We start from the raw sequence: 22245 nt of genomic DNA, 5'->3' as shown, positions 1-22245 counted from the left end.
CTCGGGGCGGGCGGTCTGCCGGCCTGCCGGCCTGCCGGCCTGCCGGCCTGCCGGTCGGGCGGTCGGGGTTGTCGGTGGGGGCGGCTAGCCTTTTTACGTGTCCGCGCGTGCGTCCGTACTGACCGATCCCGAGCAGCTGAAAGAGCTCCTCGGGATCCCTTTCACGCCCGAACAGATGGCCTGCGTCACCGCTCCGCCCGCCCCGCAGGTGATCGTCGCCGGTGCCGGATCCGGCAAGACCACCGTCATGGCCGCCCGCGTGGTCTGGCTCGTCGGCACCGGCACGGTCGCGCCCGAGCAGGTCCTCGGCCTCACCTTCACCAACAAGGCCGCCGGTGAGCTGTCCGAGCGCGTACGCACCGCCCTGGCGCGGGCCGGCATCACCGACCCCGACCCCTCCCCGGCCGACGCCGCCGCGGCCGGCGGGGAGCCGCGCATCTCCACGTACCACGCCTTCGCCGGCCAGCTCCTCAAGGACCACGGCCTGCGCATCGGCCTGGAGCCCAGCTCCCGGCTCCTCGCCGACGCCACCCGCTTCCAGCTCGCCGCGAAGGTGCTGCGCGACGCCCCCGGCCCGTACCCCTCGCTCACCAAGTCCGTCCCCGACCTCGTCGGCGACCTCCTCGCGCTCGACGCGGAACTCTCCGAGCACCTGGTCGACCCCCAGAGCCTGCGCCTCCACGACACCGCGCTGCTGGACGTGCTCGCCGGCACCCGCCTCACCAACGAGGACCTGCGCAAGGTCCCCGAGGCCATGCGCGGCCGCCTCGAACTGCTGGAGCTCGTCGGCCGCTACCGCGCCGCCAAACGCTCCCGCGACCTCTTCGACTTCAGCGACCAGATAGCCCTCTCCGCGCAGCTCGCCACCACCCGGCCCGAGGTGGGCGCGCTGCTGCGCGAGGAGTTCCGGGTGGTCCTGCTCGACGAGTACCAGGACACCTCGGTCGCCCAGCGGCTGCTGCTGTCCGGCCTGTTCGGCGCGGGCACCGGCCACGCCGTCACCGCCGTCGGCGACCCCTGCCAGGCGATCTACGGCTGGCGCGGGGCCTCCGTGGCCAACCTCGACGACTTCCCCGAGCACTTCCCGCACGCCGACGGCACCCCCGCCACCCGGCTCTCCCTCAGCGAGAACCGACGCAGCGGCGGCCGCCTCCTGAACCTGGCCAACGACCTGGCCGCCCCGCTGCGCGCCATGCACGAGGGAGTGGAGGCGCTGCGTCCGGCGCCGGGCGCCGAGGGCGCCGGGCAGGTCCGCTGCGCCCTCCTGGAGACGCACGCCCAGGAGCTCGACTGGGTCGCCGACTCCGTCGCCCACCTGGTGCGCACGGGTACGGAGCCGCGCGAGATCGCCGTCCTGTGCCGGTCCGCCGGGGACTTCGCGCAGATCCAGGCCGTGCTGGTGGACCGGGACGTCCCGGTGGAGGTCGTCGGCCTGTCCGGGCTGCTGCACCTTCCCGAGGTCGCGGACCTCGTCGCCGTCTGCGAGGTCCTCCAGGACCCGGGTGCCAACGCCTCCCTCGTCCGGCTCCTCATCGGCCCCCGCTGGCGGATCGGCGCGCGCGACCTGGCGCTGCTGGGCCGCCGGGCGCGGCTCCTGGTGGCCCGCACGCCGGCCGGGGCCGACCCCGACGAACGGCTCGCGGCGGCCGTGGAGGGCGTGGACCCGGCCGAGATCGTGTCCCTCGCCGACGCCCTGGAGACCTTCCTCGACGGCGCCGGCCAGACCCCGGACGACCTCCCGTTCTCCCCCGAGGCCCGGGTCCGCTTCGCGCACCTCGCGCAGGAGCTCCGCGACCTGCGCCGGTCGCTCGCCGACCCGCTGATGGACGTCCTGCACCGGGTGCTGTCCGCCACCGGCCTCGAAGTGGAACTGTCCGCGTCCCCGCACGCGCTTGCGGCCCGCCGGCGCGAGACCCTGTCGAACTTCATGGACGTCGCCGCCGGTTTCGCCGCGCTCGACGGGGAGGCCACGCTGCTGGCCTTCCTGGCGTTCCTGCGCACGGCCGCCCAGTACGAGAAGGGCCTCGACCACGCCCTGCCGGGCGGCGAGAACACGGTGAAGGTCCTCACCGCCCACAAGTCCAAGGGCCTGGAGTGGGACGTCGTGGTGGTCCCGGACCTGTGCGCGGGGTCCTTTCCGAAGGAGAAGGCACCGGAGGCCTGGACCTCGTACGCGAAGGTCCTCCCGTACGCGCTGCGCGGCGACGCCCCCACCCTGCCCGCGGACCCGGCCTGGACCTCCGCCGGCCTGAAGTCCTTCAAGGCCGCCCTCAAGCACCACAAGTCGGTGGAGGAGCTGCGCCTGGGCTACGTGACCTTCACCCGCCCGCGGTCCCTGCTGCTGGCCTCGGGCCACTGGTGGGGCCCGACCCAGAAGAGGCGCCGCGGCCCGTCGGAGTTCCTCACCGCCCTGTACGAGCACTGCGCGGCCGGTTTCGGTGAGATCGAGGCCTGGGCGGACGAGCCCGAACCGTCCGCCGAGAATCCGGCCCTCGCGGGGGAGTCCGCGGCCGACCACTCCTGGCCGCTGCCGCTCGACCCGCACTCCCTCGCCCTGCGCCGCGCGACGGCCGCCCTGGTGGAGTCCTATCTGGCGGCCCCGCCCCCGCCGGACCAGGACGACGCCCACCTCTGGCCACCGGACTGCGAGGACCCCGCCTACGACGACGAGCCCTGGCCCGCCGACCCCTGGCCGCAGCCCGACCTCGACCCGGCCGAGGGCTGGGGCCCCGAAGGGGACGCCTCCGCGGCGCCTGCCGGCCCCGGCCCGGCCGAGGGCGAGGACGACGCCCCCCTGTGGGGCGGCCCGGCATCCCTCCCGCACCCGGCGCAGCCGCCCGCGGCCCTTCCCGGCGCGCCCGCCGGAGCGGTCCCGGCCCCCGGCGGGGAGCCGCAGGCCGACGCGCCGTCCGCTTCGCCCCGGGGCGAAGCAGTCCCCGGCCCCGCCGAGGCTTGGGGCGCCGGCGCCCTTGCGGGCGACCCGGTCGGCACCGGGCAACGGGCGGGGCCGCCTGCGGCGCCTGCCGGTTCCGTATCCGACGGGGCCCCCGCGGCCGACCCGGCCGCGCCGGGCGGAACGGCTCCGGACCGCAACGCACCGGCCTCGGCCGAGTACGGGGACACCGACGCCCTCCGGGGTGACGGCGCCGCCACGCCGGGCGGCGCCCCCGACCGCACGGGCGGCCCTGCCGCGCCCGGAGCGGCGGGTCGCGCGCGAGCCGCCGACACGGCGGCGCCCCCCGCCGCCACGGCCCGGGCCGACGACTTCGGGGGCGGCGCCGACCGGGCCGCAGGCCCGAGCCCCCGCGCCGGCGGCCGGCGCGCCGTGCCCCGGGCGCGCGGCTCGTGGGCCGACGAGGCCTGGGCCGCCGACCCGGCGGCGCAGCCGCGCTCCGGCGCGCGTACACCCGCCTTCCCGGCCGACCCGCAGGGTGGCCCCGCCCTCGGGGGCGGCGAGCCCCGCCCGGCAGAGCCGTACCCCGCGCCGGGCGGAGCCGTCCCGGCGCGCGGCACCTGGGCCGACGAGGCCTGGGCGGACGAGGCCTGGGCGGACGAGGCCTGGGCGGACGAGGCCTGGGCGGACGAGGCCTGGGCGGAGGAGACCCGGGCCGGGGACCCCGCGGCGCAGCCCGCCGTCCCCGCGGCGCAGCCGCACTCCGTGCCGCGGCCCGGTGTGCCCGGCCTCGCCGGCGGGGCGCGGCTCACGCCCGAGGAGGCCCGGGCGATCGCCTCCTGGGACCGGGACCTCGACGCCCTGGAGGGCGAGCTCCGCCGTGCCCGGTCGGCCGTCCGCGACGTGGAGCTGCCCCCCGCCCTCTCCGCCAGCCAGCTGCTCCGGCTCGCCGCCGACGAGCAGGGCTTCGTACGCGACCTCGCCCGCCCCATGCCCAAGCCCCCGCAGCCCGCGGCCCGCCAGGGCACCCGCTTCCACGCCTGGGTCGAGTCCCGCTTCGACGAGCTCCCGCTGCCCTTCCTCGACGTCCTCGACCCCGTCGCCGACCTCCCCGGCGCCGCCGGATCCGGCTCCGGCCACGACATCGCCGACGAGGCCGACCTCGACGCCCTCAAGGCCGCCTTCGAACGCAGCCCGTACGCCGACCGCCCGCCCCACCGCATGGAGGCCCCGGTCCAGCTCACCCTCGCCGGCCGCGTCATCCGCGGCCGTATCGACGCCGTCTACAAGACCACCGACGGCAACGGCGACGACGCCTACGAGATCGTCGACTGGAAGACCGGCCGGACCACCGAGGCCGATCCGCTCCAGCTCGCCGTCTACCGCCTGGCCTGGGCCGAGGCCACGAACACCCCGCTCGACCGGGTCACCGCCGCTTTCCTGCACGTCCGCAGCGGCCGTGTGATCCGCCCCCGCAACCTCCCCGGCAGGGCCCGCCTTGAGCGGATCCTCCAAGGCGAATCGGGCCCCGACGGTGACCACCGGGCGGACGGCTAGGCTCGGGGCATGAGCGACACCCAGCCGGACAGCGTCGTCCGCACGTACATCGACACCCACCGCGCCGCGTTCCTCGACGACCTCGCCGAGTGGCTGCGCATCCCCTCCGTCTCGGCCCAGCCCGAGCACGCGGACGACGTACGCCGCAGCGCCGAATGGCTCGCGGGGAAGCTCAAGGAGACCGGGTTCCCGGTCGCCGAGGTCTGGGAGACCGACGGCGCTCCCGCCGTCTACGCGCACTGGCCGAGCGAGGACCCCGACGCCCCGACCGTCCTCGTGTACGGCCACCACGACGTGCAGCCCGCCGCCCTCGCCGACGGCTGGGACACCGACCCGTTCGAGCCGGTGGTCCGCGACGGCCGGATGTACGCGCGCGGCGCCGCCGACGACAAGGGCCAGGTGTTCTTCCACACGCTGGGCGTGCGGGCACACCTGGCGGCCACCGGAGCCGCTGCCCCCGCCGTGCACCTCAAGCTGATCGTCGAGGGCGAGGAGGAGTCCGGCTCCGCCCACTTCCGCGAGCTCGTCGAGAGCCGCGCCGGCGAACTCGCCGCCGATGTCGTGATCGTCTCCGACACCGGCATGTGGTCCGAGACCACCCCCACCGTCTGCACCGGCATGCGCGGCGTCGCCGACTGCGAGATCGACCTGCACGGCCCCGACCAGGACATCCATTCCGGCGCCTTCGGCGGAGCCGTGCCCAATCCGGCCACCGCCGCCGCCCGCCTGGTCGCCGCCCTGCACGACGACGAAGGCCGCGTCACCGTCCCCGGCTTCTACGACGGCATCACCGAACTCACCGACGCCGAGCGCGCGCTCATCGCCGAGCTGCCGTTCGACGAGTCCGAGTGGCTGCGCACGGCCAAGTCCCACGCGGCCGCCGGCGAGGCCGGGTACAGCACCCTGGAGCGCGTCTGGGCCCGACCGACGGCCGAGGTCAACGGCATCGGCGGCGGCTACCAGGGCCCCGGCGGGAAGACCATCGTGCCCTCCTCCGCCCACGTGAAGCTGTCGTTCCGCCTGGTCTCCGGACAGGACCCGTACGAGGTCGAGGCGGCCGTCAGGGAATGGGTCGCGGCCCGGATCCCGGACGGCATCCGCCACTGCACAACCTTCGGCGCACCGACCCGCCCGTGCCTGACCCCGCTGGACCACCCGGCCCTGCAGGCCGTCGTCCGGTCCATGGGTCGCGCCTTCGGCCAGAAGATCCGCTTCACCCGCGAGGGAGGATCCGGACCCGCCGCCGACCTCCAGGACGTCCTGGGTGCGCCCGTGCTGTTCCTCGGCATCTCGGTGCCGTCCGACGGCTGGCACGCACCGAACGAGAAGGTCGAGCTGGACCTGCTGCTCAAGGGCGTCGAGACGGCCGCCTACCTCTGGGGGGACCTGGCCGCCGGACTCCACGCCCACCGCACGCCCCGCACACCCGCCTGACCCGGCGCACACACCTGTCGTACCGAGCCTGCCTGTCCCACCACCGGGGGAGTTGGAAGTACCAGTGAGCACCCATACCGAGCGGCCTCTGTCGCTCACCGCGCCCAGCGGCATCGACCGTTCCGCGCACCACCGCCTCGACGAGGCATGGCTCGCCGCCGCCTGGAGCCACCCGACGACCCGCGTCTTCGTCGTCTCCGGCGGCCAGGTCCTGATCGACGACACCCCCGACGGCGGCACCGGCATCGTGATGACCCCGGCCTTCGAGGCCCCGGTCACCGAGACCCACCGCTACTTCCTGGGCACGGACGAGGACGGCGTACGGTACTTCGCGCTGCAGAAGGACGCGCTGCCCGGCCGCATGGACCAGTCGGCCCGCCCGGCCGGCCTGCGCGAGGCCGGACTGCTGCTGAACGACCGCGACGCCGGACTGATGGTCAACGCGGTGGCGCTGGAGAACTGGCAGCGGATGCACCGCTTCTGCTCCCGCTGCGGGGATCGCACGGTCGTCGCGGCGGCCGGGCACATCCGGCGCTGCCCGGGATGCGGCGCCGAGCACTACCCCCGCACCGACCCGGCCGTGATCATGCTGGTCACCGACGAGTACGACCGCGCGCTGCTGGGCCGCCAGGTGCACTGGCCGGAGGGCCGCTTCTCGACGCTCGCCGGGTTCGTCGAGCCGGGGGAGTCGATCGAGCAGTCCGTCGTCCGCGAGGTGTGGGAGGAGGCGGGCGTCAGGGTCGGACAGGTCGAGTACGTGGCCAGCCAGCCGTGGCCCTTCCCCTACAGCCTGATGCTGGGCTTCAACGCCCGCGCCACCAGCTCCGAGATCACCGTGGACGGCGAGGAGATCCAGGAGGCCCGCTGGTTCTCCCGGGACGAGCTGCGCGCGGCGTTCGAGTCGGGCGAGGTGCTGCCCCCGTCGGGCATCTCCATCGCCGCGCGGCTGGTCGAGCTCTGGTACGGCGAGCCGCTGCCGAAGGCCGCGGCGTAACGTTCGTCACTCCGTGACCGCGGAAGGCCCCCGCCCGGGAGGGCGGGGGCCTTCCGCGGACGCGGGAGCCGCTCAGACGGCGAGGGCCTGCTTGACCTGGGCGAGGCTCGGGTTGGTCATGACGGACTCGTTGCCGGCGGCGGACGTCACGAGCACGGTGGGCACGGTCTGGTTCCCGCCGTTGGCCTTCTCGACGAACGCCGCGGACTCCGGGTCGAGCTCGATGTTGATCTCGTTGTACGCGATGCCTTCCCGGTCCAGCTGGGTCTTCAGCCGACGGCAGTAGCCGCACCAGGTCGTGCTGTACATCGTGACGGTGCCCGTCTCCTGCATGCTGCGCTCTCCTTCGTGAAGGCTCGGTGGTCCGAGTACTCGAACGTACGCGATTCCGCGGCCATTCCCGTGCGTGCACGTCCACACCGCCGGTGTGACTGATATGACGTATCTGTGATGCCTGTGGACAGATTTCCCGCCCGGCTCACGAGACCTGGCAGCATGGCGGAGTGACAGCAGCAACGCACTCCTCATCCTTCACCGCCGCAGCGGACTCGGCCGACGCGGTGCTCCAGGGCCTCGACCCGGAGCAGCGCGAGGTCGCGACGAGCCTGCGCGGACCGGTGTGCGTGCTGGCCGGAGCCGGTACGGGCAAGACCCGTGCGATCACCCACCGGATCGCCTACGGGGTCCGGTCGGGCCAGCTCATGCCGGCCAGCGTGCTCGCCGTCACCTTCACGAACCGGGCCGCCGGCGAGATGCGCGGCCGGCTGCGCGCGCTCGGCGCGGGCGGCGTCCAGGCCCGGACCTTCCACTCCGCCGCCCTGCGCCAGCTCCAGTACTTCTGGCCCAAGGCCGTCGGCGGGGACGTGCCCCGGCTGCTCGAACGCAAGGTCCAGTTCGTCGCCGAGGCCGGCGCCCGCTGCCGCATCCGGCTCGACCGCGGCGAGCTGCGCGACGTCACCGGCGAGATCGAGTGGGCCAAGGTCACCCAGACGGTGCCCGCCGACTATCCGGCGGCCGCCCTCAAGGCGGGCCGCGAGGCACCCCGGGACATGGCCGAGATCGCCCAGATCTACGGGACGTACGAACAGCTCAAGCGCGACCGCGGAATGATCGACTTCGAGGACGTGCTGCTCCTGACGGTCGGCATCCTCCAGGACCGCCACGACATCGCCGAGCAGATCCGCACCCAGTACCAGCACTTCGTCGTCGACGAGTACCAGGACGTCAGCCCGCTCCAGCAGCGGCTGCTCGACCTGTGGCTCGGCGAGCGCGACAGCCTCTGCGTCGTCGGCGACGCCAGCCAGACCATCTACTCCTTCACCGGCGCCACCCCCGACCACCTGCTGAACTTCCGCACGCGCTACCCGCAGGCCACCGTGGTCAAGCTGGTCCGCGACTACCGCTCCACCCCCCAGGTGGTGCACCTCGCCAACGGCCTCCTGAACCAGGCCAAGGGGCGGGCCGCCGAGCACCGCCTGGAGCTGGTCTCCCAGCGCGAGTCCGGCCCCGACCCGGTGTACGCGGAGTACACCGACGAGCCCGCCGAGGCCGAGGGCGTGGCCCGCCGCATCCGTGACCTGATCGCCGCGGGCGTCCCGGCGGGCGAGATCGCCGTGCTCTTCCGCATCAACGCCCAGTCCGAGGTCTACGAGCAGGCCCTCGCCGACGTCGGGGTTCCGTATCAGCTGCGCGGCGCCGAGCGCTTCTTCGAGCGGCAGGAGGTCCAGAAGGCCATCCTCGCCCTGCGCGGAGCGGCCCGTTCCGGCGGGAACGACCCGCTGCTGGAGGACATCGTCGACCTGGGCTCCCAGGTCCGGGCGGTGCTCAGCTCCACCGGCTGGACCACCGAGCCGCCCGCCGGCTCCGGCGCCGTGCGCGACCAGTGGGAGTCGGTGGCCGCGCTGCTCCGGCTCGCCGAGGACTTCGCCCGCACCCGGCCCGGGGCCACCCTGGCGGACCTCACGGTCGAGCTGGACGAGCGCAGGGCCGCCCAGCACGCCCCGACCGTCCAGGGCGTAACCCTGGCCTCGCTGCACGCGGCGAAGGGCCTGGAGTGGGACGCGGTGTTCCTCGTCGGTCTCACCGACGGCATGCTGCCGATCACCTACGCCAAGACCGACGACCAGGTCGAGGAGGAGCGCCGGCTGCTCTACGTCGGCGTCACCCGGGCCCGGCTGCACCTGACCCTCTCCTGGGCGCTCTCGCGCGCCCCCGGGGGAAGGGCCTCCCGACGCCCCAGCCGCTTCCTGAACGGCCTGCGGCCGGGCTCCGCGGCCCCGGGGAACCGGCCGGGCTCCGCGGGCGAGCGGCCGCCGCGGCCGCGCGGCCGCCGCGGCCCGGTGCTCTGCCGGGTCTGCGGCAGGACGCTGACCGAGGCCGGCGAGCTGAAGCTGATGCGCTGCGAGGACTGTCCGTCCGACATGGACGAGGGTCTCTACGAGCGGCTGCGGGACTGGCGAGCCGCCCAGTCGAAGGAGCAGGGCCTGCCCGCCTACTGCGTCTTCACGGACAAGACGCTGATGGCGATCGCGGAGGCCGCGCCCTCCGAGGCGGGGGAGCTCGCGATGATCTCCGGAGTGGGTGCTCGTAAGCTTGACCGGTACGGAGCCGATGTCCTGGCCATCTGTGCAGGTCAGGACCCTGGGGGTGAGGATTCTGACGACGCGTAGAAACTCGTCGGAAAAATAGTTTGCACATGCCCAGCGAAGACCCATAGGTTCTTAGCAACGGAAACGGTGGCTTCTCCGAAGCCCTGGATCCGTGCTGTACTTATCCGAATACGTATGGGACAGGCCCTCGGGCCGGGTCCCCGAGACGCCGAGAGGAGGCGAGACCAGTGACCAGCTTCATGACCTTCACCAAGATGACCGATCGCTCGGTCGATGCCTCCTGCCTGCTCGGTTCCGTCTCTGCTCTGGGTGCCGGTGCGTCCGCGATTTCCGCCGACCGCCCCGCCCTGCTCGCGACCCTTGCGGTCAGCGAGCGCAATGAGCGACCGACCCAGGCACCGGTGGCAGTACTGGCAGCAGAAGCGCAGGCGCATGGCGCCTATGGATTCGCCGCCGCGGCCGGTGCCGGATCCCTGAAGAAGCAGACGAAGCAGCAGCACCACCTGATGTGGGCCTTCCGTGGGCTCGAACCCTGGAGTGATCCAGCCTGATCGCATGATCAGGCCGGCGCCTTCAGGGCCGCGGAACCCCACCCGGGATCCGCGGCCCTTCTGTTTGTCCCCGACCGGGGGCTACGACAGAGAAGGGGCCTCGGGACTGGCAGAACCAGGTACCAGCCGAACCCGGCCGACCGGCCGGAACGACTAGCCGAACAAGACGAGGAAGAAAACACCGTGCAACTCGAAGCGCACGCCCCGTCCGTACCTCAGACCCAGACGATCTCCCCGCCCGCAGTCCCGGAGGACCACACCTTGACCCCGCTCACCGCGCTGACCGCGCTCGACGACGCCATCGAGAACCTGGGCGTCCCGGTTCCCTGCCGTACCTTCGACCCCGAGGTCTTCTTCGCCGAGTCCCCGGCCGACGTCGAGTACGCCAAGTCCCTCTGCCGCACCTGCCCGCTGGTCGAGGCCTGCCTCGCCGGAGCGGTCGAGCGCCGCGAGCCCTGGGGTGTCTGGGGTGGCGAGCTCTTCGTCCAGGGTGTCGTCGTAGCCCGGAAGCGTCCCCGTGGCCGTCCGCGCAAGAACCCGGTTGTCTCGGCATGACCGCCATCGGAACCATCGACCGCCCCCTGACGCACGACCCCCTGAAGCAGGCCCTCATGACCGCCCACACCACGAGCGAGCAGCCCCACGGCGCCGCCCACGCAGACTTCATCACCACCGGCGCGATCACCTCGCGTCAGAACAGGACCCGCGAAATGCAACTCATCCCAGAAGCCCTGGCTCGTGCCCATATGGACGAGCTCATGCGTGAGGTGGACGCCGAGCGTCACGCCGTGCGCCTGGTCGCCGCCCGCCGCATGCAGCGGCGAGCCGAGCGCGTCTCGATGCGCGCCCGGCGTGCGCTGGCCATGGCCGTCATGCACTAAGAGCTGAAAGCAGCATTCCGGGGGGACCGGTCCGAACGGACCGGTCCCCCCGGTGCGTTGCGCAGGGCCGTGCACTCCTGCCGGAGGTATCGTCGGCAGGTGGACCAGCCGACACCCCAGCCCGACCCGTCGGGATCCGAGGCCCAGCCCGTCGTCGTCTGCGCGCGCTGCGGCACACAGTCCCCCGGCGGAGTCCCGCCCACCTGGACCTGTTCGGTGGAGAACGGGACCAGAGAGTACTTCTGCGTCGAATGCGCCCGCGCCAACCTCAGGGCGATCGAAGGCAGGCTCGACTCCTCCTGGTGGTGATCTCCCCGGGGGCGGGACACCCCCTGGGACCTCACTCGGCGGAGGTGAACCCGGGCAGCCAGGTGTCCAGTTCCTCGCGCAGCCGCACCGTCGCCCCCAGCTGGCACAGCACCCCGATGGTGCTCAGCGTCACCCGGTGGATCAGCAGGTACGAAGGCGGCAGGTTGATCTGCCGGCCCAACTGGTGCGCGGGGGAGCGGGGATCGGCGATCCGCGCCGCCTGACCGCGCAGCCACGGCCGGGTGAAGGTGAACTCCTCCGCCTCCGCGGGCTCGATGATCGGCTTCAGGTAGTCCAGCACGGCGTCCGGGTCCAGCTCGACGGATTCCTTCACGAACCCCTCGGCGCACAGGTGGCCGTAGACCCCCTCGGCATCGCCGTCCAGCGTCATCCGCAAGGACCTGCCGATGGGCTTGGGCCAGCCGCCGGGAAGCCGGTCGACCGTGCCGAAGTCCAGCACGCCCAGCCGCATCCGGCCGTCCGCACCCGGTATCAGCCGGAAGTTGCCCGGGTGAGGGTCGGCGTGCAGCAGCCCGGTGCGGGCGGGGCCGGAGAAGAGGAACCGGGCCAGCAGCTGCCCGGCGCGGTCGCGCTCCTCCTCGGTGCCGTCGGCGATCACCTCCGACAGCGGGGTCCCGTCCAGCCACTCGGTCACGAGCACCTGGTCGCCCTGGTGCACCACATCAGGGACGATCACATCGGGGTCGTCCACGAAGGCGTCCGCATGCGTCCGCTGGGCCTCGGCCTCCAGCTCGTAGTCGAGCTCCTCCGACACCCGGTCGCGCAACTCCTTGATCAGCGGCTTGATGTCCATGCCGGGGACCAGCGGACCCAGCAGCCCCGCGAACCGGCCCAGCTGCTTCAGGTCCGACAGCAGAGCCTCCCCGGCCCCCGGGTACTGGACCTTGACCGCTACCTGCCGGCCGTCGTGCCACACCGCCCGGTGTACCTGTCCGATCGAGGCGGCCGCGGCCGGCTTGTCCTCGAACTCCTCGAACAGCTCCCGCCAGTCCGCACCGAGACGGTCTGCCAGCACCTGATGCACCGTCGATGTCGGCAGCGGCGGAGCCGCCTCCTGGAGCTTGGTCAGCGCCGCCCGGTAGGGCCCCGCGACCTCCTCGGGCAGCGCCGACTCGAAGACCGACAGGGCCTGCCCGAACTTCATCGCACCGCCCTTCAGTTCACCCAGGGTCCGGAACAACTGCTCGGCGGTGCGCTGCTGGAGCTCGCGCGCCACGATCTCCGCCGACTTGCCCCCGATCCGCTTGCCCAGCCCCCATGTGACCCGACCCGCGATGCCGAGTGGCAGCGCGGCCAGCTTGACGGTACGGGTGACCGCCTTCCGGGGAAGATCAGACATGCGCCCCTCCAAATCCCAGACAGCTGCGCCGCAAGCGGCGGTTCGGCAGAACTCTCGGTCCCGAAGCATCCTGTCACGGCCCTCCCGGCGGGCTCGCTCCCGATCCTCTCAGGGGGGCCTGACCCGCCGGCCGGAGCCGCTCCATGGACTCCGAGGCCGCCCCGCAGGGGCAGTCGGGGTGCGGGCGGACCGGAGCGGACTCCCAGTGGAGGGTGGGCAGGGCCGCCTCCCAGCGGGATCCCGTGGAGGCCGGCAGCTGGCCGTCGAGGAAGGCGAGCGCGTGGGCGGCGGCCAGCCCGGCCACCGCCGTGGACAGGCCCAGGTCGCAGGATGCGCTCCCGCGGCGGCGGTGGGACGAGCGCCACTGCACGAGCATCCTCGGCCAGGCCGCGTCCCCGTCCACGCGGTCGCGCTCCATGCACCCCGCGCACGCCGTCGTGCCCGGCAGCACCAGCGGCCCCACCAGACCCGTGCCCTCCAGCACCCCCGCGTACAGGTGCGGAGTGCCCGAGGCGACCCAGTCGGCCGCGGTGTCCGGATCTGGGGCCCACGCGTGCAGCCCGTCCCGGGGCGCGACCACCACCAGGGCCAGCCCCGGCTCCGGACCCTCCTCCTCTCCGGCCCGCGGGCCGGGACCCGGGGCCGCGGAGCGGACCGTGGCCGCCGCGGCCTCGGCCCGCATCCGGCCCACGCTCGCGGTCCCCAGGCCGCCCGGCGCCACATCCGCCGGCTCCACCCGGCCCCCGTCGAGCACCTCGACGCGCCCCACGCCCGCTCCCGCCAGGACTGCCGCGATCACGGCGCCCACCCGGCCGCTCCCGCGCACCCGGACCCGTATCGCCCGGCGCGCGGCGATCCCCCGCAGGTCCCCGCCGGGCTCCCGGTGGACCAGCGAGAGCGAACCCAGGTCCGGGCCCAGCCGCTCCAGGGTCTCCGGATGCCTGCGCACGGCCTGCGCCCGCGGGCCGCCCGCCGAGGAGTCGTCGAGCAGGCCGGCCCCGGCCAGCCGTCTGACCAGGGCGTCGGCCAGGCCGTCCGGCAACCCCATCCGCGCGGCCTCGGCCCGCAGCAAATCCATCCCCCGCGTCCCGTCGATCCGATCGATGAGCGCGCCCGTCGCCGTGTCCACGGGCCCCAGCACCACCGCATGCGCCGGCGTCACCCCGAACTGCACCGTCTGCAGATCCCGCCAGGCCCGCGCCAGCGCCGGCTTCACCCTCGGAAACATGTCCGACCCCCTCCCTGTCCGTGCGGACTCGCACCGCCGTATTTCCCGCTCCCCGGCAACAGTGCCCCTCCGCCGGAATCCGTGCAGTAATTTGTCCACAGGCAGGAGGTATTCGGCATATGAGATGAAGAGCATTGCCGCGTCGGAAACCGGCGCCGAACCGCCCGTGTTCGAACCCCGGACGAGCGGGACTTCCGCCACCGGCACCGGGTAACGTCGTGGCGTGTCCGCCGACCCCCCGCAGCGCGCCGTCGAAGTCCGCCGGAGCGCGCGCCGCCGCAGGACCGTATCCGCCTATCGCGAGGGTGACCGTACGGTCGTCCTCATCCCTGCCCGGATGTCCGAGGCCGAGGAGCAGCGCTGGGTGGGCGTCATGCTCGAGAAATTGGCCGCGCAGGAGAGCAAACGCACCCTCGGGGACGCGGAACTCACCGAACGCGCCGAGCGTTTGTCCGAGCAGTACTTCGACGGCCGCGCCCGCCCCCGCTCGGTCCGCTGGGTCACCAACCAGAACACCCGCTGGGGCTCCTGCACCCCGGCCGAGGGCAGCATCCGGCTCTCGCACCGCCTCCAGGGCATGCCGGAGTACGTGGTCGACTACGTACTCCTGCACGAACTGGCCCACCTCCTCGTACCCGGCCACGGGCCCCGCTTCTGGGAACTGCTGGAGGCGTACCCGCGCACCGAGCGGGCCCGCGGCTACCTGGAGGGCGTGGTGGCGGCCGAGCGCCTGCCGAAGGTGCCCACCGCCCGCGAGGAATGACCCCGCCGACCGGAGCGGCCGGGCCAGCCGGCGCCCGGACCACCACCCCGTCATGTCACACAGTGTGATGTGTACCGGCTTGGTACCGGCTTGGCCGGATGTCGGCAGATGCCGTTAGCCTGAGCGGCACGAAAAGCTCAGTCGGGATGGGGGACGTCGTTACGTATGGCAAGGGAATTCCAACGCGGCCACAAGGCCAAGGTCAGTGATCTCACGGCGGGCACCGATCTGTACGTAGGCGTCCAGATCGCCGGCCCCGGGCTCACCTTCGACATCAGCTGTTTCGGCCTCGACGCCAATGAACAGCTCTCGGACGACCGCTACTTCGTCTTCTTCAACCAGCCGAAGTCGCCGGAAGAGTCCATTCAGCTGCTCGGCGCGCAGGCCGGTGACACGGAATCCTTCCGAGTGACCCTGGACCGCGTTCCGGCGTCCATCCACAAGCTGTCCTTCACCGCCACCATCGACGGTGCCGGACAGATGTCGCAGATCGGGCCGGGCCACATCCGGATCGTGGCCGGCGGCGAAGAGGTCGTCCGGTACGCCTTCACCGGCGCGGAGTTCAGCACCGAACGGGCCGTCATGCTCGGCGACTTCTACCTGAAGGACGTGTGGCGCTTCGCCGCCGTTGGCCAGGGCTTCGACGGCGGACTCGACGCCCTCCTGAAGAACTTCGGCGGCGAGGTCGCCGAGGAGGAGCAGCCGCAGCAGCAGGCCCCGGCGGCCGGCGCCCCCGGCTTCGCCCCGCCCCCGCAGGCGGCCGCCCCGGCTCCGGCCCCGTCCTTCGGGGCCCCCGCTCCGGCCCCGCAGGCCCCGGCTCCTGCCCCGTCCTTCGGCGCGCCCGCCCCGGCCGCCCCCGCCCCGTCCTTCGGCGCGCCCGCCCCGGCCCCCGCGCCCGCGGCTCACCAGCCGCCGCAGTACCAGCAGCCCGCGGCCCCGGCCCCGGTGCACGCCGCGCCGACGATGGCCGCGCCCCTCGCCCCGCAGGCGCCCGCGCCCTACGGCCAGCCGCCGCAGCAGCCCTCCTACGGCCAGGTCCCCGGGCAGTACCCGGGCCAGGTGCCGCCGCCCGCCCCGGCCCCCGGTGGCCACGGGCAGCAGCCCTCCTTCGGCCAGGTCCCGGGCCAGGTCCCGGGCCAGATGCCCGGCCAGCAGCCGGGCTACGCCCCGCAGGCCGCCGCCCCCGCGGCCGGCCTCGCCGCGGCCCTCCAGCCGTACAAGGAGGCCCCGACCGGCTCCCGCTGGACCCCGCAGAACCAGCAGCTCATGCGCGTCGACCTGTCGATGGGCGGCCAGGCCGTCCTCGCCCGCCAGGGCAGCATGGTCCTGTACCAGGGCAAGGTCGACTTCAGCTACAAGGGCGCCGGCTTCGCCGGCCGCATCGTCGGCAACGCCACCGGCCAGGAAATGCAGCTCATGCGCTGCACCGGCCGCGGCCAGGTCTTCCTCGCGGAGAACGGCGCGCACCTGCACGCCATCGAGCTCCAGGGCGACGCCATCTGCGTCTCCGCGGAGAACGTCCTCGCCTTCGACGAGTCCCTCCAGCACGAGGTCCGCCGGATCGAGGGCCACGGCATCCCCGGTGGCGCCCTGTTCACCATGCAGTTCCAGGGCACCGGCACGGTGATCGTCAAGACCCACGGCGTCCCGGTGGTGCTGCCCGTCACCCCGACCACCTTCGCGGACAGCAACGCCATCGTGGCGTGGTCGGCCGCTTCCCAGGTGATCCTCTCCAGCCAGGTCCGGCTGCGGCGCAACGCCTACCCCGGCCACAGCGGGGAGACCGTGAACCTCCAGTTCCGCGGCGCCCCCGGCAACTTCATCGTCGTCCAGCCGTACGAGGTCTGAGGGAGCCCGACATGAACGCAATGAACCAGCAGCTCGCGGGCTTCGCCCCGACCCCCGTCACGGCCCGCATGGAGAACCACGGGCGGTCCATGCTCAAGGTCGCCATGCAGAGCGGCCAGGACCTCTTCGCCCGCACCGGCTCGATGGTCGCCTACGAGGGCTTCGTGCAGTACGAGCCCAACCCGCCGGCCGTCCGCCAGATGGCCTCGCAGTGGGTCACGGGCGAGGGCGCACCCCTGATGAAGTGCACCGGTGACGGCCTCCTGTACCTCGCCGACTACGGCGCCGACGTCGTCGTCATCAACCTCAACAACGACTCGCTGTCGGTCAACGGCACCAACCTGCTCGCCTTCGACGCGCACCTCCAGTGGGGCGTCGAGCGGGTCAAGGGCCTGGCGAAGTTCGCCGGTCAGGGCCTGTTCAACGTCGAGGTCGCGGGCACCGGCTGGGTCGCCCTGACCTCGCGCGGCACCCCGATCGTGGTCGACTGCGGCCGCGGCGAGGACGAGACGTACGTAGACCCCGACGCGCTCGTCGCCTGGTCGCCGAACCTGAAGGTCAAGGGCAAGCGCAGCTTCAAGGCCTCGTCGATGCTCGGCCGGGGCAGCGGAGAGGCCTACCAGATGGCCTTCTCAGGCCAGGGCATCGTCGTCGTACAGCCCAGCGAGGACAGCACCGACCGGCTCCGGGCCCGGGGCTGAGGGGGAGCGGACACATCATGCAGAGCGCACTTTTCGCACACGCCGAGGCGCAGTCCCAGGACCGGTACACCGTCCAGAACCCGCAGCTGCTGCGGGTCTCGCTGACCGGCTCCGACGACGTACTCGCCCGCAAGGGCGCGATGGTCGCCTACCAGGGGCTCATCGACTTCGACGGCGAGTACCAGAGCAGCAGCCAGCGGGGCGCCCGCCGCCGTACCGGCGAGGGCCTGGACCTCATGCGCTGCTCCGGGCAGGGCACGGTCTACCTCGCCAACCTGGCCCAGTACGTCCACGTCGTGGACGTGGAGCAGGAGGGCCTCACGGTCGACAGCAGCTACGTCCTGGCCCTGGACTCCACCCTGCACACCGAGGTCATCGCGGTGGACAGCCAGTACGGAATCTCCGGGTCCGGCAAGTACCAGCTCAACATCTCCGGCCGCGGCAAGGTCGCCCTGATGACCTCCGGGCAGCCGCTGATGATGCACGTCACGCCCGACAAGTACGTCAACGTCGATGCGGACGCCATCGTCGCCTGGTCCACCTCGCTGCGGGTGCAGATGCAGGCCCAGACGCACTCCAGCGGCGTCTGGCGGCGCCGCGGCAACACCGGCGAGGGCTGGGAGCTGAGCTTCCTCGGCACCGGCATCGCGCTGGTACAGCCCAGTGAGGCGCTGCCGCCGCAGAACGCCCAGATCGGACAGGGCGTCGCCGCGCAGTTCGGCGTGGGCCAGCACGGTGCCCACGCCCAGAACCAGAACAACGCCTGGAACTGATCCGGGACGGCGGAAGGGGCGGCCCGCGAGGGACCGCCCCTTCGTTGTGCTCCGGGCAGCCCGCACGCTCCGGGCAGCCCTTGAATCAGCCCGCTGGCTCAGCCCTCGGCGGCGAGGCGCGACAAGGTCGCCTCCAGCAGCAGGACGACCGAGGTGTCGGCCACCGAGGCCACCTCCTCGTACGGGAACCAGCGCAGGTCGAGGGACTCGTCGCTGATCTCCGCCACGGCCCCGGCCGGGGCCAGCGCCGCGTACTGCACGTCCAGGTGCCAGTTGCAGGGCGCCGGGATCGGATGCCGGTCCAGGCGCACCGGGCCGCCGGGCACCAGGGTCAGGCCCCGCTCGATGCCCGACTCCTCGCGGCCCTCGCGCAGCGCCACCTCCGCCAGCGTCGCGTCACCGTCCTCGCAGTGCCCGCCCATCTGCAGCCACATGCCCAGCTTCTTGTGCAGGGTCAGCAGTACGCGCTCGCGCACCGGGTCGATCACGAGCGCGCTGGCCGTGAGGTGGCCCGCCCCGCAGGGCTTGTAGACCCCGTCGGGGTGGGCGTTCAGGTGCTCCAGGTACAGATCGCGCAGCTCGGTCTGGTCCTCGTAGCCCTTCAGGACCAGGACCGCGTCTTCGTGCAGGCTCACTTCGTCTCTTCGCCTTCGTCGTCGCCCTGCTGCCCACGCTTTTCGGCGGCCTCGCCGAGCATCTTGTCGATCTCGGAGAAGTCCAGCTGCTCGCGGTGCACGAAGCCGTCCGGGTCGTCCAGGTCGGTGGCCGTCGGCAGCATGTCCGGGTGCTCCCACAGCCCGTCGCGCCCGTCCACACCGCGCGCGTCGGTGAGCGAGGCCCACAGGCGGGAGGCGTCCCGCAGCCTGCGCGGGCGCAGCTCCAGGCCGATCAGCGTCGCGAAGGTCTGCTCCGCCGGGCCGCCCGAGGCGCGCCGCCGGCGCATGGTCTCCCGCATGGCGTCCGCCGAGGTCAGCCGCGGCTTGGCGGCCTCGTGCACCACTGCGTCGACCCAGCCCTCGACCAGCGCGAGCGCCGTCTCCAGGCGGGCCAGGGCCGCCTTCTGCTCGGGGGTGTCCTCCGGCTGGAACATGCCGCCCTGGAGTGCCTCCTGGAGCTGCTCCGGGTTGGACGGGTCGAGCTGCCCGACCACGTCCTCCAGCTTGGAGGTGTCGACCTTGATGCCGCGGGCGTAGCCCTCGACGGCTCCGAACAGGTGCGAGCGCAGCCAGGGGACGTGCGCGAACAGCCGGGCGTGCGCCGCCTCGCGCAGCGCCAGGTACAGCCGCACCTCGTCCGAGGGCACGCCCAGGTCCTTGCCGAAGCCCGCGATGTTCAGCGGGAGCAGCGCGGCCTTGCCCGCCGGGCCCAGGGGCAGCCCGATGTCGGTCGAGCCGACGACCTCGCCCGCGAGCGTGCCCACGGCCTGGCCGATCTGCTGGCCGAACATCGCCCCGCCCATGGAGCGCATCATGCCCAGCAGCGGGCCCGCCATGGCCTGCATCTCCTCGGGCAGCACGCCGCCCATGGCCGCGCCGACGCGCTCGGCGACCGGGTCCACGAGCTCCTTCCACACCGGAAGGGTGGCCTCCACCCACTCGGCGCGGCTCCACGCCACGGCCGTGGTGGCACCCGAGGGCAGCGAGGTCACGCCGTCCAGCCAGTGGTCGGCCAGGCGCACGGCCTCCTCGACGGCCGACTTCTCGGCGATGCCGACACTCGTGTCCTTCACGCCGTCCGCCGTGCCCTGAGCGACGGTCTGGCGGGCGATGTTCTTGGCCATGTCCCAGTTCACGGGACCGCCCTCGTAGCTGAGCATCTGGCCGAGCTGCTGGAAGGCCGCACCGAGGTCGTTCGGGTTCATCGAACCGAACATCGCGGCGAACGGATTGTCCGCGCCGCCGGGGCCACCGGCGCCCGGCAGCCCCATGCCGGGGAACCCGAAGGGATTCGCGGGGCCGCCCTGACCGCCCTGGTCGCCCTTCTTCTTGCCTTCGTCGCCGTTGTCCGGCTCCTCCGGCGGAAGGCCGAATCCGAATGGGGTGTCGCTCACGGGTTTCCTCGGCTCGTAGGGCCGCCGGCGGGGGCCGGCGGGCAACGGTCAGACAACACCACCCAGCGTAGACACCGCGGCCCGCATCCGGGCTCGGTGCTCCGCCGGCTCCTGGGCTGCGGCAGGATGGACATCACCTGGTCGGTACGCGTCACGGCGCGTCCCTACTGAAGACAACCGCTGGAGACGCCCGGTGAGTTCCCCAGATCCGCACGTTTCGGATAAGCGCAGCCGCGCGACGCAGGACGAAGACCGCCCCGAGCACGGTGACGGCGCCCCCGGCGTTCGCCAGCCGCGAAACCCCGAAGGCCCCCGTCGGCACAGCCCGGTGATCGCCGTGACCGGCGCCGCCACGGGCGTCGGCGCGGCCCTCGTGAGCCGCCTGGCCGCCTCCGACGAGGTCAAGCAGGTCGTCGCCATCGACGAGCGGCGCGGGGACTGCGCGGCCGCGCAGTGGCACGTCCTCGACGTACGGGACCCCGCGATCGCCGAGAAACTGCGCGGGGCGGACGTCGTGGTCCACCTCGCCCTCGACCTCGACCTGGAGACGGACCCCGCCGCCCGTACGGCGTACAACGTGCGCGGGACCCAGACCGTCCTCACGGCGGCCGCCGCGGCCGGTGTGCACCGGGTCGTACTCTGCACCTCCGCGATGGTCTACGGGGCCCTGCCCGACAACGACATCCCGCTCTCGGAGGACTCCGAGCTGCGGGCCACCGCCGAGGCGACCGGCGTCGGCGACCTGCTGGAGATCGAGCGGCTCGGCCGCCGGGCCCCCCGCGCACACCCCGGCCTCAACGTCACCGTGGTCCGCCCCGCGGTCCTGGTCGGCGGCACCGACACCGCCCTGACCCGGTACTTCGAGTCCCCGCGCCTGCTCGTGGTCGCGGGCTCCCGCCCCACCTGGCAGTTCTGCCACGTGGAAGACCTGGTCAGCGCCCTGGAGTACGCGGCCCTGGAGAAGGTCGAGGGCGAGCTGGCCGTGGGCTGCGAGGGATGGCTGGAACAGGAGGAGGTCGAGGAGCTGAGCGGCATCCGCCGCATGGAGCTGCCCTCGGCGGTGGCGCTGGGCGCCGCGGCCCGCCTGCACCGCATCGGGCTGACCCCGTCCCCGGCCGGAGACCTCGCGTACACGATGCACCCCTGGGTGGTGAGCGTCAGCGGGCTGCACGCGGCGGGCTGGCGTCCGCGCTGGACCAACGAGGAGGTCCTCGCCGAGCTCCTCCAGGAGGTCGCGGGCCGCCACACGGTCGCCGGACGCCGGCTCGGCCGCAGGGACGCCGCCACGGCCGCCGGTGCGGCGGGCGCGACGGTCGCCCTGCTGGGCGCGGCCGCGGCGGTCCGCCTGGCCCGCAAGCGGCGCGGGATCTGATCCCGGGCCGCCGGGTCCTGTAGGAGGCTCCCAAGGCGGGGACCGCGGGCCGGGCGAATCAGCTATTTCGCCCTGTCAGCGGCTAGGGCACGATGGACGGTATGGCACCGCACTTCGACCACCCCGGCGAGCAGGCCGCCCAGGACCCCGTCCGGCTGCTCGAGATCCGTGACACCCCGCTCTCGATCGACGAGGTCTTCCGGGCCGTCGGCGACGACGCCACGGGCGGCACGACGCTGTTCGTCGGCACGGTGCGCAACCACGACGGCGGGGCGGACGTCGACTCGCTCGGCTACTCCTGCCACCCGACGGCCGAGGCCGAGATGCGCCGGATCGCCGAGCGCGTCGTGGCCAAGTACCCGGTCCGCGCCCTGGCCGCCGTGCACCGCGTGGGCGACCTCGCCGTCGGTGACCTGGCCGTGGTCGTGGCCGTCTCCTGCCCCCACCGCGGGGAGGCCTTCGAGGCCTGCCGGATGCTGATCGACGACCTCAAGCACGAGGTGCCGATCTGGAAGCACCAGACCTTCTCGGACGGCTCGGAGGAGTGGGTCGGGGCCTGCTGACCCCGGCCGCGCAGCGGCGGTGGCCGACGGGTAGCCTCACACCCGTTCGGCCGCGCAACACGCCCTCGATTTGCGTAACCCCCTCACGGGCACGAGCGTTGAAGCCACCAACGAAACGCACTTCGGGGTAGGGAGACACGCCCATGGCATCTCTGGCGTGGTTGCTGATTCCGCTGTTCGCCGCGATCGGTGCGGCGATATGGGGCAGCTGGGCGGCGCGTGACCGCACGCAGGGCGACATATCCGAGCTCGCGGGCTACGCACGGTTCCGTGAAGCCATGGGCAACGGCCAGGGTCACGGCAATGCCGATCGGACGAGGGCCAAGGCCGAGGCGGCCTCCGCCTCCGACGCCGTCTGA

The 22245-nt window shown here is 73.2% G+C and carries 20 protein-coding genes; 15 read left to right on the top strand and 5 right to left on the bottom strand.

Features of this window, described 5'->3' with window-relative positions; translation table 11 throughout:
* Positions 1-97 precede the first annotated feature (97 nt).
* Genes AB0F82_RS12630 through nudC form a run of 3 tightly spaced genes read left to right on the top strand, consistent with a single transcriptional unit; the run spans position 98 to position 6878 of the window.
* Positions 98-4450 carry a UvrD-helicase domain-containing protein gene (locus AB0F82_RS12630; RefSeq protein WP_362626279.1) on the top strand — a complete coding sequence of 1451 codons (4353 nt, stop codon included), beginning with the start codon at positions 98-100 and terminating at the stop codon, positions 4448-4450.
* Positions 4451-4459: 9 nt separating this feature from the next.
* Entirely contained in the window at positions 4460-5884 is a 1425-nt protein-coding gene (locus AB0F82_RS12625) for a dipeptidase (protein WP_362626276.1), read from the top strand.
* A gap of 52 nt (positions 5885-5936) precedes the next feature.
* A complete protein-coding gene (nudC, locus tag AB0F82_RS12620; RefSeq protein WP_356813643.1) occupies positions 5937-6878 on the top strand; it encodes an NAD(+) diphosphatase in 942 nt (313 codons plus the stop codon).
* Positions 6879-6950: 72 nt separating this feature from the next.
* Here nudC and AB0F82_RS12615 read toward each other — a convergent pair whose 3' ends face one another.
* On the bottom strand, positions 6951-7211 hold the full coding sequence (locus tag AB0F82_RS12615) for a mycoredoxin (protein ID WP_356813642.1): 261 nt from the start codon (positions 7209-7211) through the stop codon (positions 6951-6953).
* A gap of 170 nt (positions 7212-7381) precedes the next feature.
* Here AB0F82_RS12615 and AB0F82_RS12610 point away from each other — a divergent pair, with 170 nt between their 5' ends.
* The 5 genes from AB0F82_RS12610 to AB0F82_RS12590 all read left to right on the top strand — a co-directional run bounded on the left by AB0F82_RS12610 (position 7382) and on the right by AB0F82_RS12590 (position 11228).
* Entirely contained in the window at positions 7382-9547 is a 2166-nt protein-coding gene (locus AB0F82_RS12610; RefSeq protein ID WP_362626272.1) for an ATP-dependent DNA helicase UvrD2, read from the top strand.
* A 167-nt stretch (positions 9548-9714) separates the two neighbouring features.
* The gene (locus AB0F82_RS12605) at positions 9715-10038 is read left to right on the top strand and encodes a hypothetical protein (RefSeq protein ID WP_390077765.1); all 324 of its coding nucleotides are present in this window, start codon (positions 9715-9717) and stop codon (positions 10036-10038) included.
* Between the two features lie 183 nt (positions 10039-10221).
* Positions 10222-10593, top strand: a complete 372-nt coding sequence (locus tag AB0F82_RS12600; RefSeq protein WP_030029453.1) for a WhiB family transcriptional regulator — start codon at positions 10222-10224, stop codon at positions 10591-10593.
* Complete coding sequence (locus AB0F82_RS12595) at positions 10590-10919, top strand: hypothetical protein (RefSeq protein ID WP_356813639.1); 330 nt, start codon at positions 10590-10592, stop codon at positions 10917-10919. Before AB0F82_RS12600 ends, AB0F82_RS12595 begins: the two co-directional genes overlap by 4 nt.
* Before the next feature lie 99 nt (positions 10920-11018).
* The gene (locus AB0F82_RS12590) at positions 11019-11228 is read left to right on the top strand and encodes a hypothetical protein (RefSeq protein ID WP_356813638.1); all 210 of its coding nucleotides are present in this window, start codon (positions 11019-11021) and stop codon (positions 11226-11228) included.
* A gap of 31 nt (positions 11229-11259) precedes the next feature.
* On the opposite strand, the gene AB0F82_RS12585 is transcribed toward AB0F82_RS12590, so the two are convergent.
* Both AB0F82_RS12585 and AB0F82_RS12580 read right to left on the bottom strand, forming a co-directional pair.
* Positions 11260-12588 (bottom strand): ABC1 kinase family protein, encoded by a 1329-nt coding sequence (locus AB0F82_RS12585; protein ID WP_356813637.1) that lies wholly within the window; start codon positions 12586-12588, stop codon positions 11260-11262.
* A gap of 73 nt (positions 12589-12661) precedes the next feature.
* A complete protein-coding gene (locus tag AB0F82_RS12580; RefSeq protein WP_362626267.1) occupies positions 12662-13816 on the bottom strand; it encodes a TOMM precursor leader peptide-binding protein in 1155 nt (384 codons plus the stop codon).
* Between the two features lie 223 nt (positions 13817-14039).
* On the opposite strand from AB0F82_RS12580, the gene AB0F82_RS12575 reads away from it, so the two are divergent.
* The 4 genes from AB0F82_RS12575 to AB0F82_RS12560 all read left to right on the top strand — a co-directional run bounded on the left by AB0F82_RS12575 (position 14040) and on the right by AB0F82_RS12560 (position 17901).
* A complete protein-coding gene (locus AB0F82_RS12575) occupies positions 14040-14579 on the top strand; it encodes a M48 metallopeptidase family protein (RefSeq protein ID WP_356813635.1) in 540 nt (179 codons plus the stop codon).
* A gap of 165 nt (positions 14580-14744) precedes the next feature.
* The gene (locus AB0F82_RS12570; protein WP_362626264.1) at positions 14745-16427 is read left to right on the top strand and encodes a TerD family protein; all 1683 of its coding nucleotides are present in this window, start codon (positions 14745-14747) and stop codon (positions 16425-16427) included.
* 20 nt (positions 16428-16447) lie between these two features.
* Positions 16448-17128 (top strand): AIM24 family protein, encoded by a 681-nt coding sequence (locus tag AB0F82_RS12565; RefSeq protein ID WP_030829249.1) that lies wholly within the window; start codon positions 16448-16450, stop codon positions 17126-17128.
* A gap of 17 nt (positions 17129-17145) precedes the next feature.
* On the top strand, positions 17146-17901 hold the full coding sequence (locus AB0F82_RS12560; RefSeq protein ID WP_356813633.1) for an AIM24 family protein: 756 nt from the start codon (positions 17146-17148) through the stop codon (positions 17899-17901).
* Between the two features lie 98 nt (positions 17902-17999).
* Here AB0F82_RS12560 and AB0F82_RS12555 read toward each other — a convergent pair whose 3' ends face one another.
* Positions 18000-18536: an NUDIX hydrolase gene (locus AB0F82_RS12555; RefSeq protein WP_362626261.1), complete on the bottom strand. Its 537-nt coding sequence runs from the start codon at positions 18534-18536 to the stop codon at positions 18000-18002.
* On the bottom strand, positions 18533-19951 hold the full coding sequence (locus AB0F82_RS12550) for a zinc-dependent metalloprotease (RefSeq protein WP_356813631.1): 1419 nt from the start codon (positions 19949-19951) through the stop codon (positions 18533-18535). Before AB0F82_RS12550 ends, AB0F82_RS12555 begins: the two co-directional genes overlap by 4 nt.
* Before the next feature lie 193 nt (positions 19952-20144).
* Between AB0F82_RS12550 and AB0F82_RS12545 the strand changes: the two genes are divergently transcribed.
* From AB0F82_RS12545 to AB0F82_RS12535, 3 genes are all read left to right on the top strand, one after another.
* Positions 20145-21323, top strand: a complete 1179-nt coding sequence (locus AB0F82_RS12545; protein ID WP_362626258.1) for an SDR family oxidoreductase — start codon at positions 20145-20147, stop codon at positions 21321-21323.
* A 101-nt stretch (positions 21324-21424) separates the two neighbouring features.
* Positions 21425-21886, top strand: a complete 462-nt coding sequence (locus AB0F82_RS12540) for a molybdenum cofactor biosynthesis protein MoaE (protein WP_030829262.1) — start codon at positions 21425-21427, stop codon at positions 21884-21886.
* A gap of 143 nt (positions 21887-22029) precedes the next feature.
* A complete protein-coding gene (locus AB0F82_RS12535; protein ID WP_356813629.1) occupies positions 22030-22245 on the top strand; it encodes a hypothetical protein in 216 nt (71 codons plus the stop codon).

The organism is Streptomyces virginiae (assembly GCF_040638905.1).
GTDB classification, from domain to species: domain Bacteria; phylum Actinomycetota; class Actinomycetes; order Streptomycetales; family Streptomycetaceae; genus Streptomyces; species Streptomyces virginiae_B.
This window is presented reverse-complemented; position numbering and strand designations above follow the sequence as displayed.

Bases quoted from the DNA above. Each gene is read 5' to 3' on its own strand.
- AB0F82_RS12625 (WP_362626276.1), top strand. From the start codon at position 4,460: ATGAGCGACACCCAGCCGGACAGCGTCGTCCGCACGTACATCGACACC.
- AB0F82_RS12615 (WP_356813642.1), bottom strand. From the start codon at position 7,211: ATGCAGGAGACGGGCACCGTCACGATGTACAGCACGACCTGGTGCGGC.
- AB0F82_RS12595 (WP_356813639.1), top strand. From the start codon at position 10,590: ATGACCGCCATCGGAACCATCGACCGCCCCCTGACGCACGACCCCCTG.
- AB0F82_RS12585 (WP_356813637.1), bottom strand. From the start codon at position 12,588: ATGTCTGATCTTCCCCGGAAGGCGGTCACCCGTACCGTCAAGCTGGCC.
- AB0F82_RS12580 (WP_362626267.1), bottom strand. From the start codon at position 13,816: ATGTTTCCGAGGGTGAAGCCGGCGCTGGCGCGGGCCTGGCGGGATCTG.
- AB0F82_RS12570 (WP_362626264.1), top strand. From the start codon at position 14,745: ATGGCAAGGGAATTCCAACGCGGCCACAAGGCCAAGGTCAGTGATCTC.
- AB0F82_RS12565 (WP_030829249.1), top strand. From the start codon at position 16,448: ATGAACCAGCAGCTCGCGGGCTTCGCCCCGACCCCCGTCACGGCCCGC.
- AB0F82_RS12560 (WP_356813633.1), top strand. From the start codon at position 17,146: ATGCAGAGCGCACTTTTCGCACACGCCGAGGCGCAGTCCCAGGACCGG.
- AB0F82_RS12540 (WP_030829262.1), top strand. From the start codon at position 21,425: ATGGCACCGCACTTCGACCACCCCGGCGAGCAGGCCGCCCAGGACCCC.
- AB0F82_RS12535 (WP_356813629.1), top strand. From the start codon at position 22,030: ATGGCATCTCTGGCGTGGTTGCTGATTCCGCTGTTCGCCGCGATCGGT.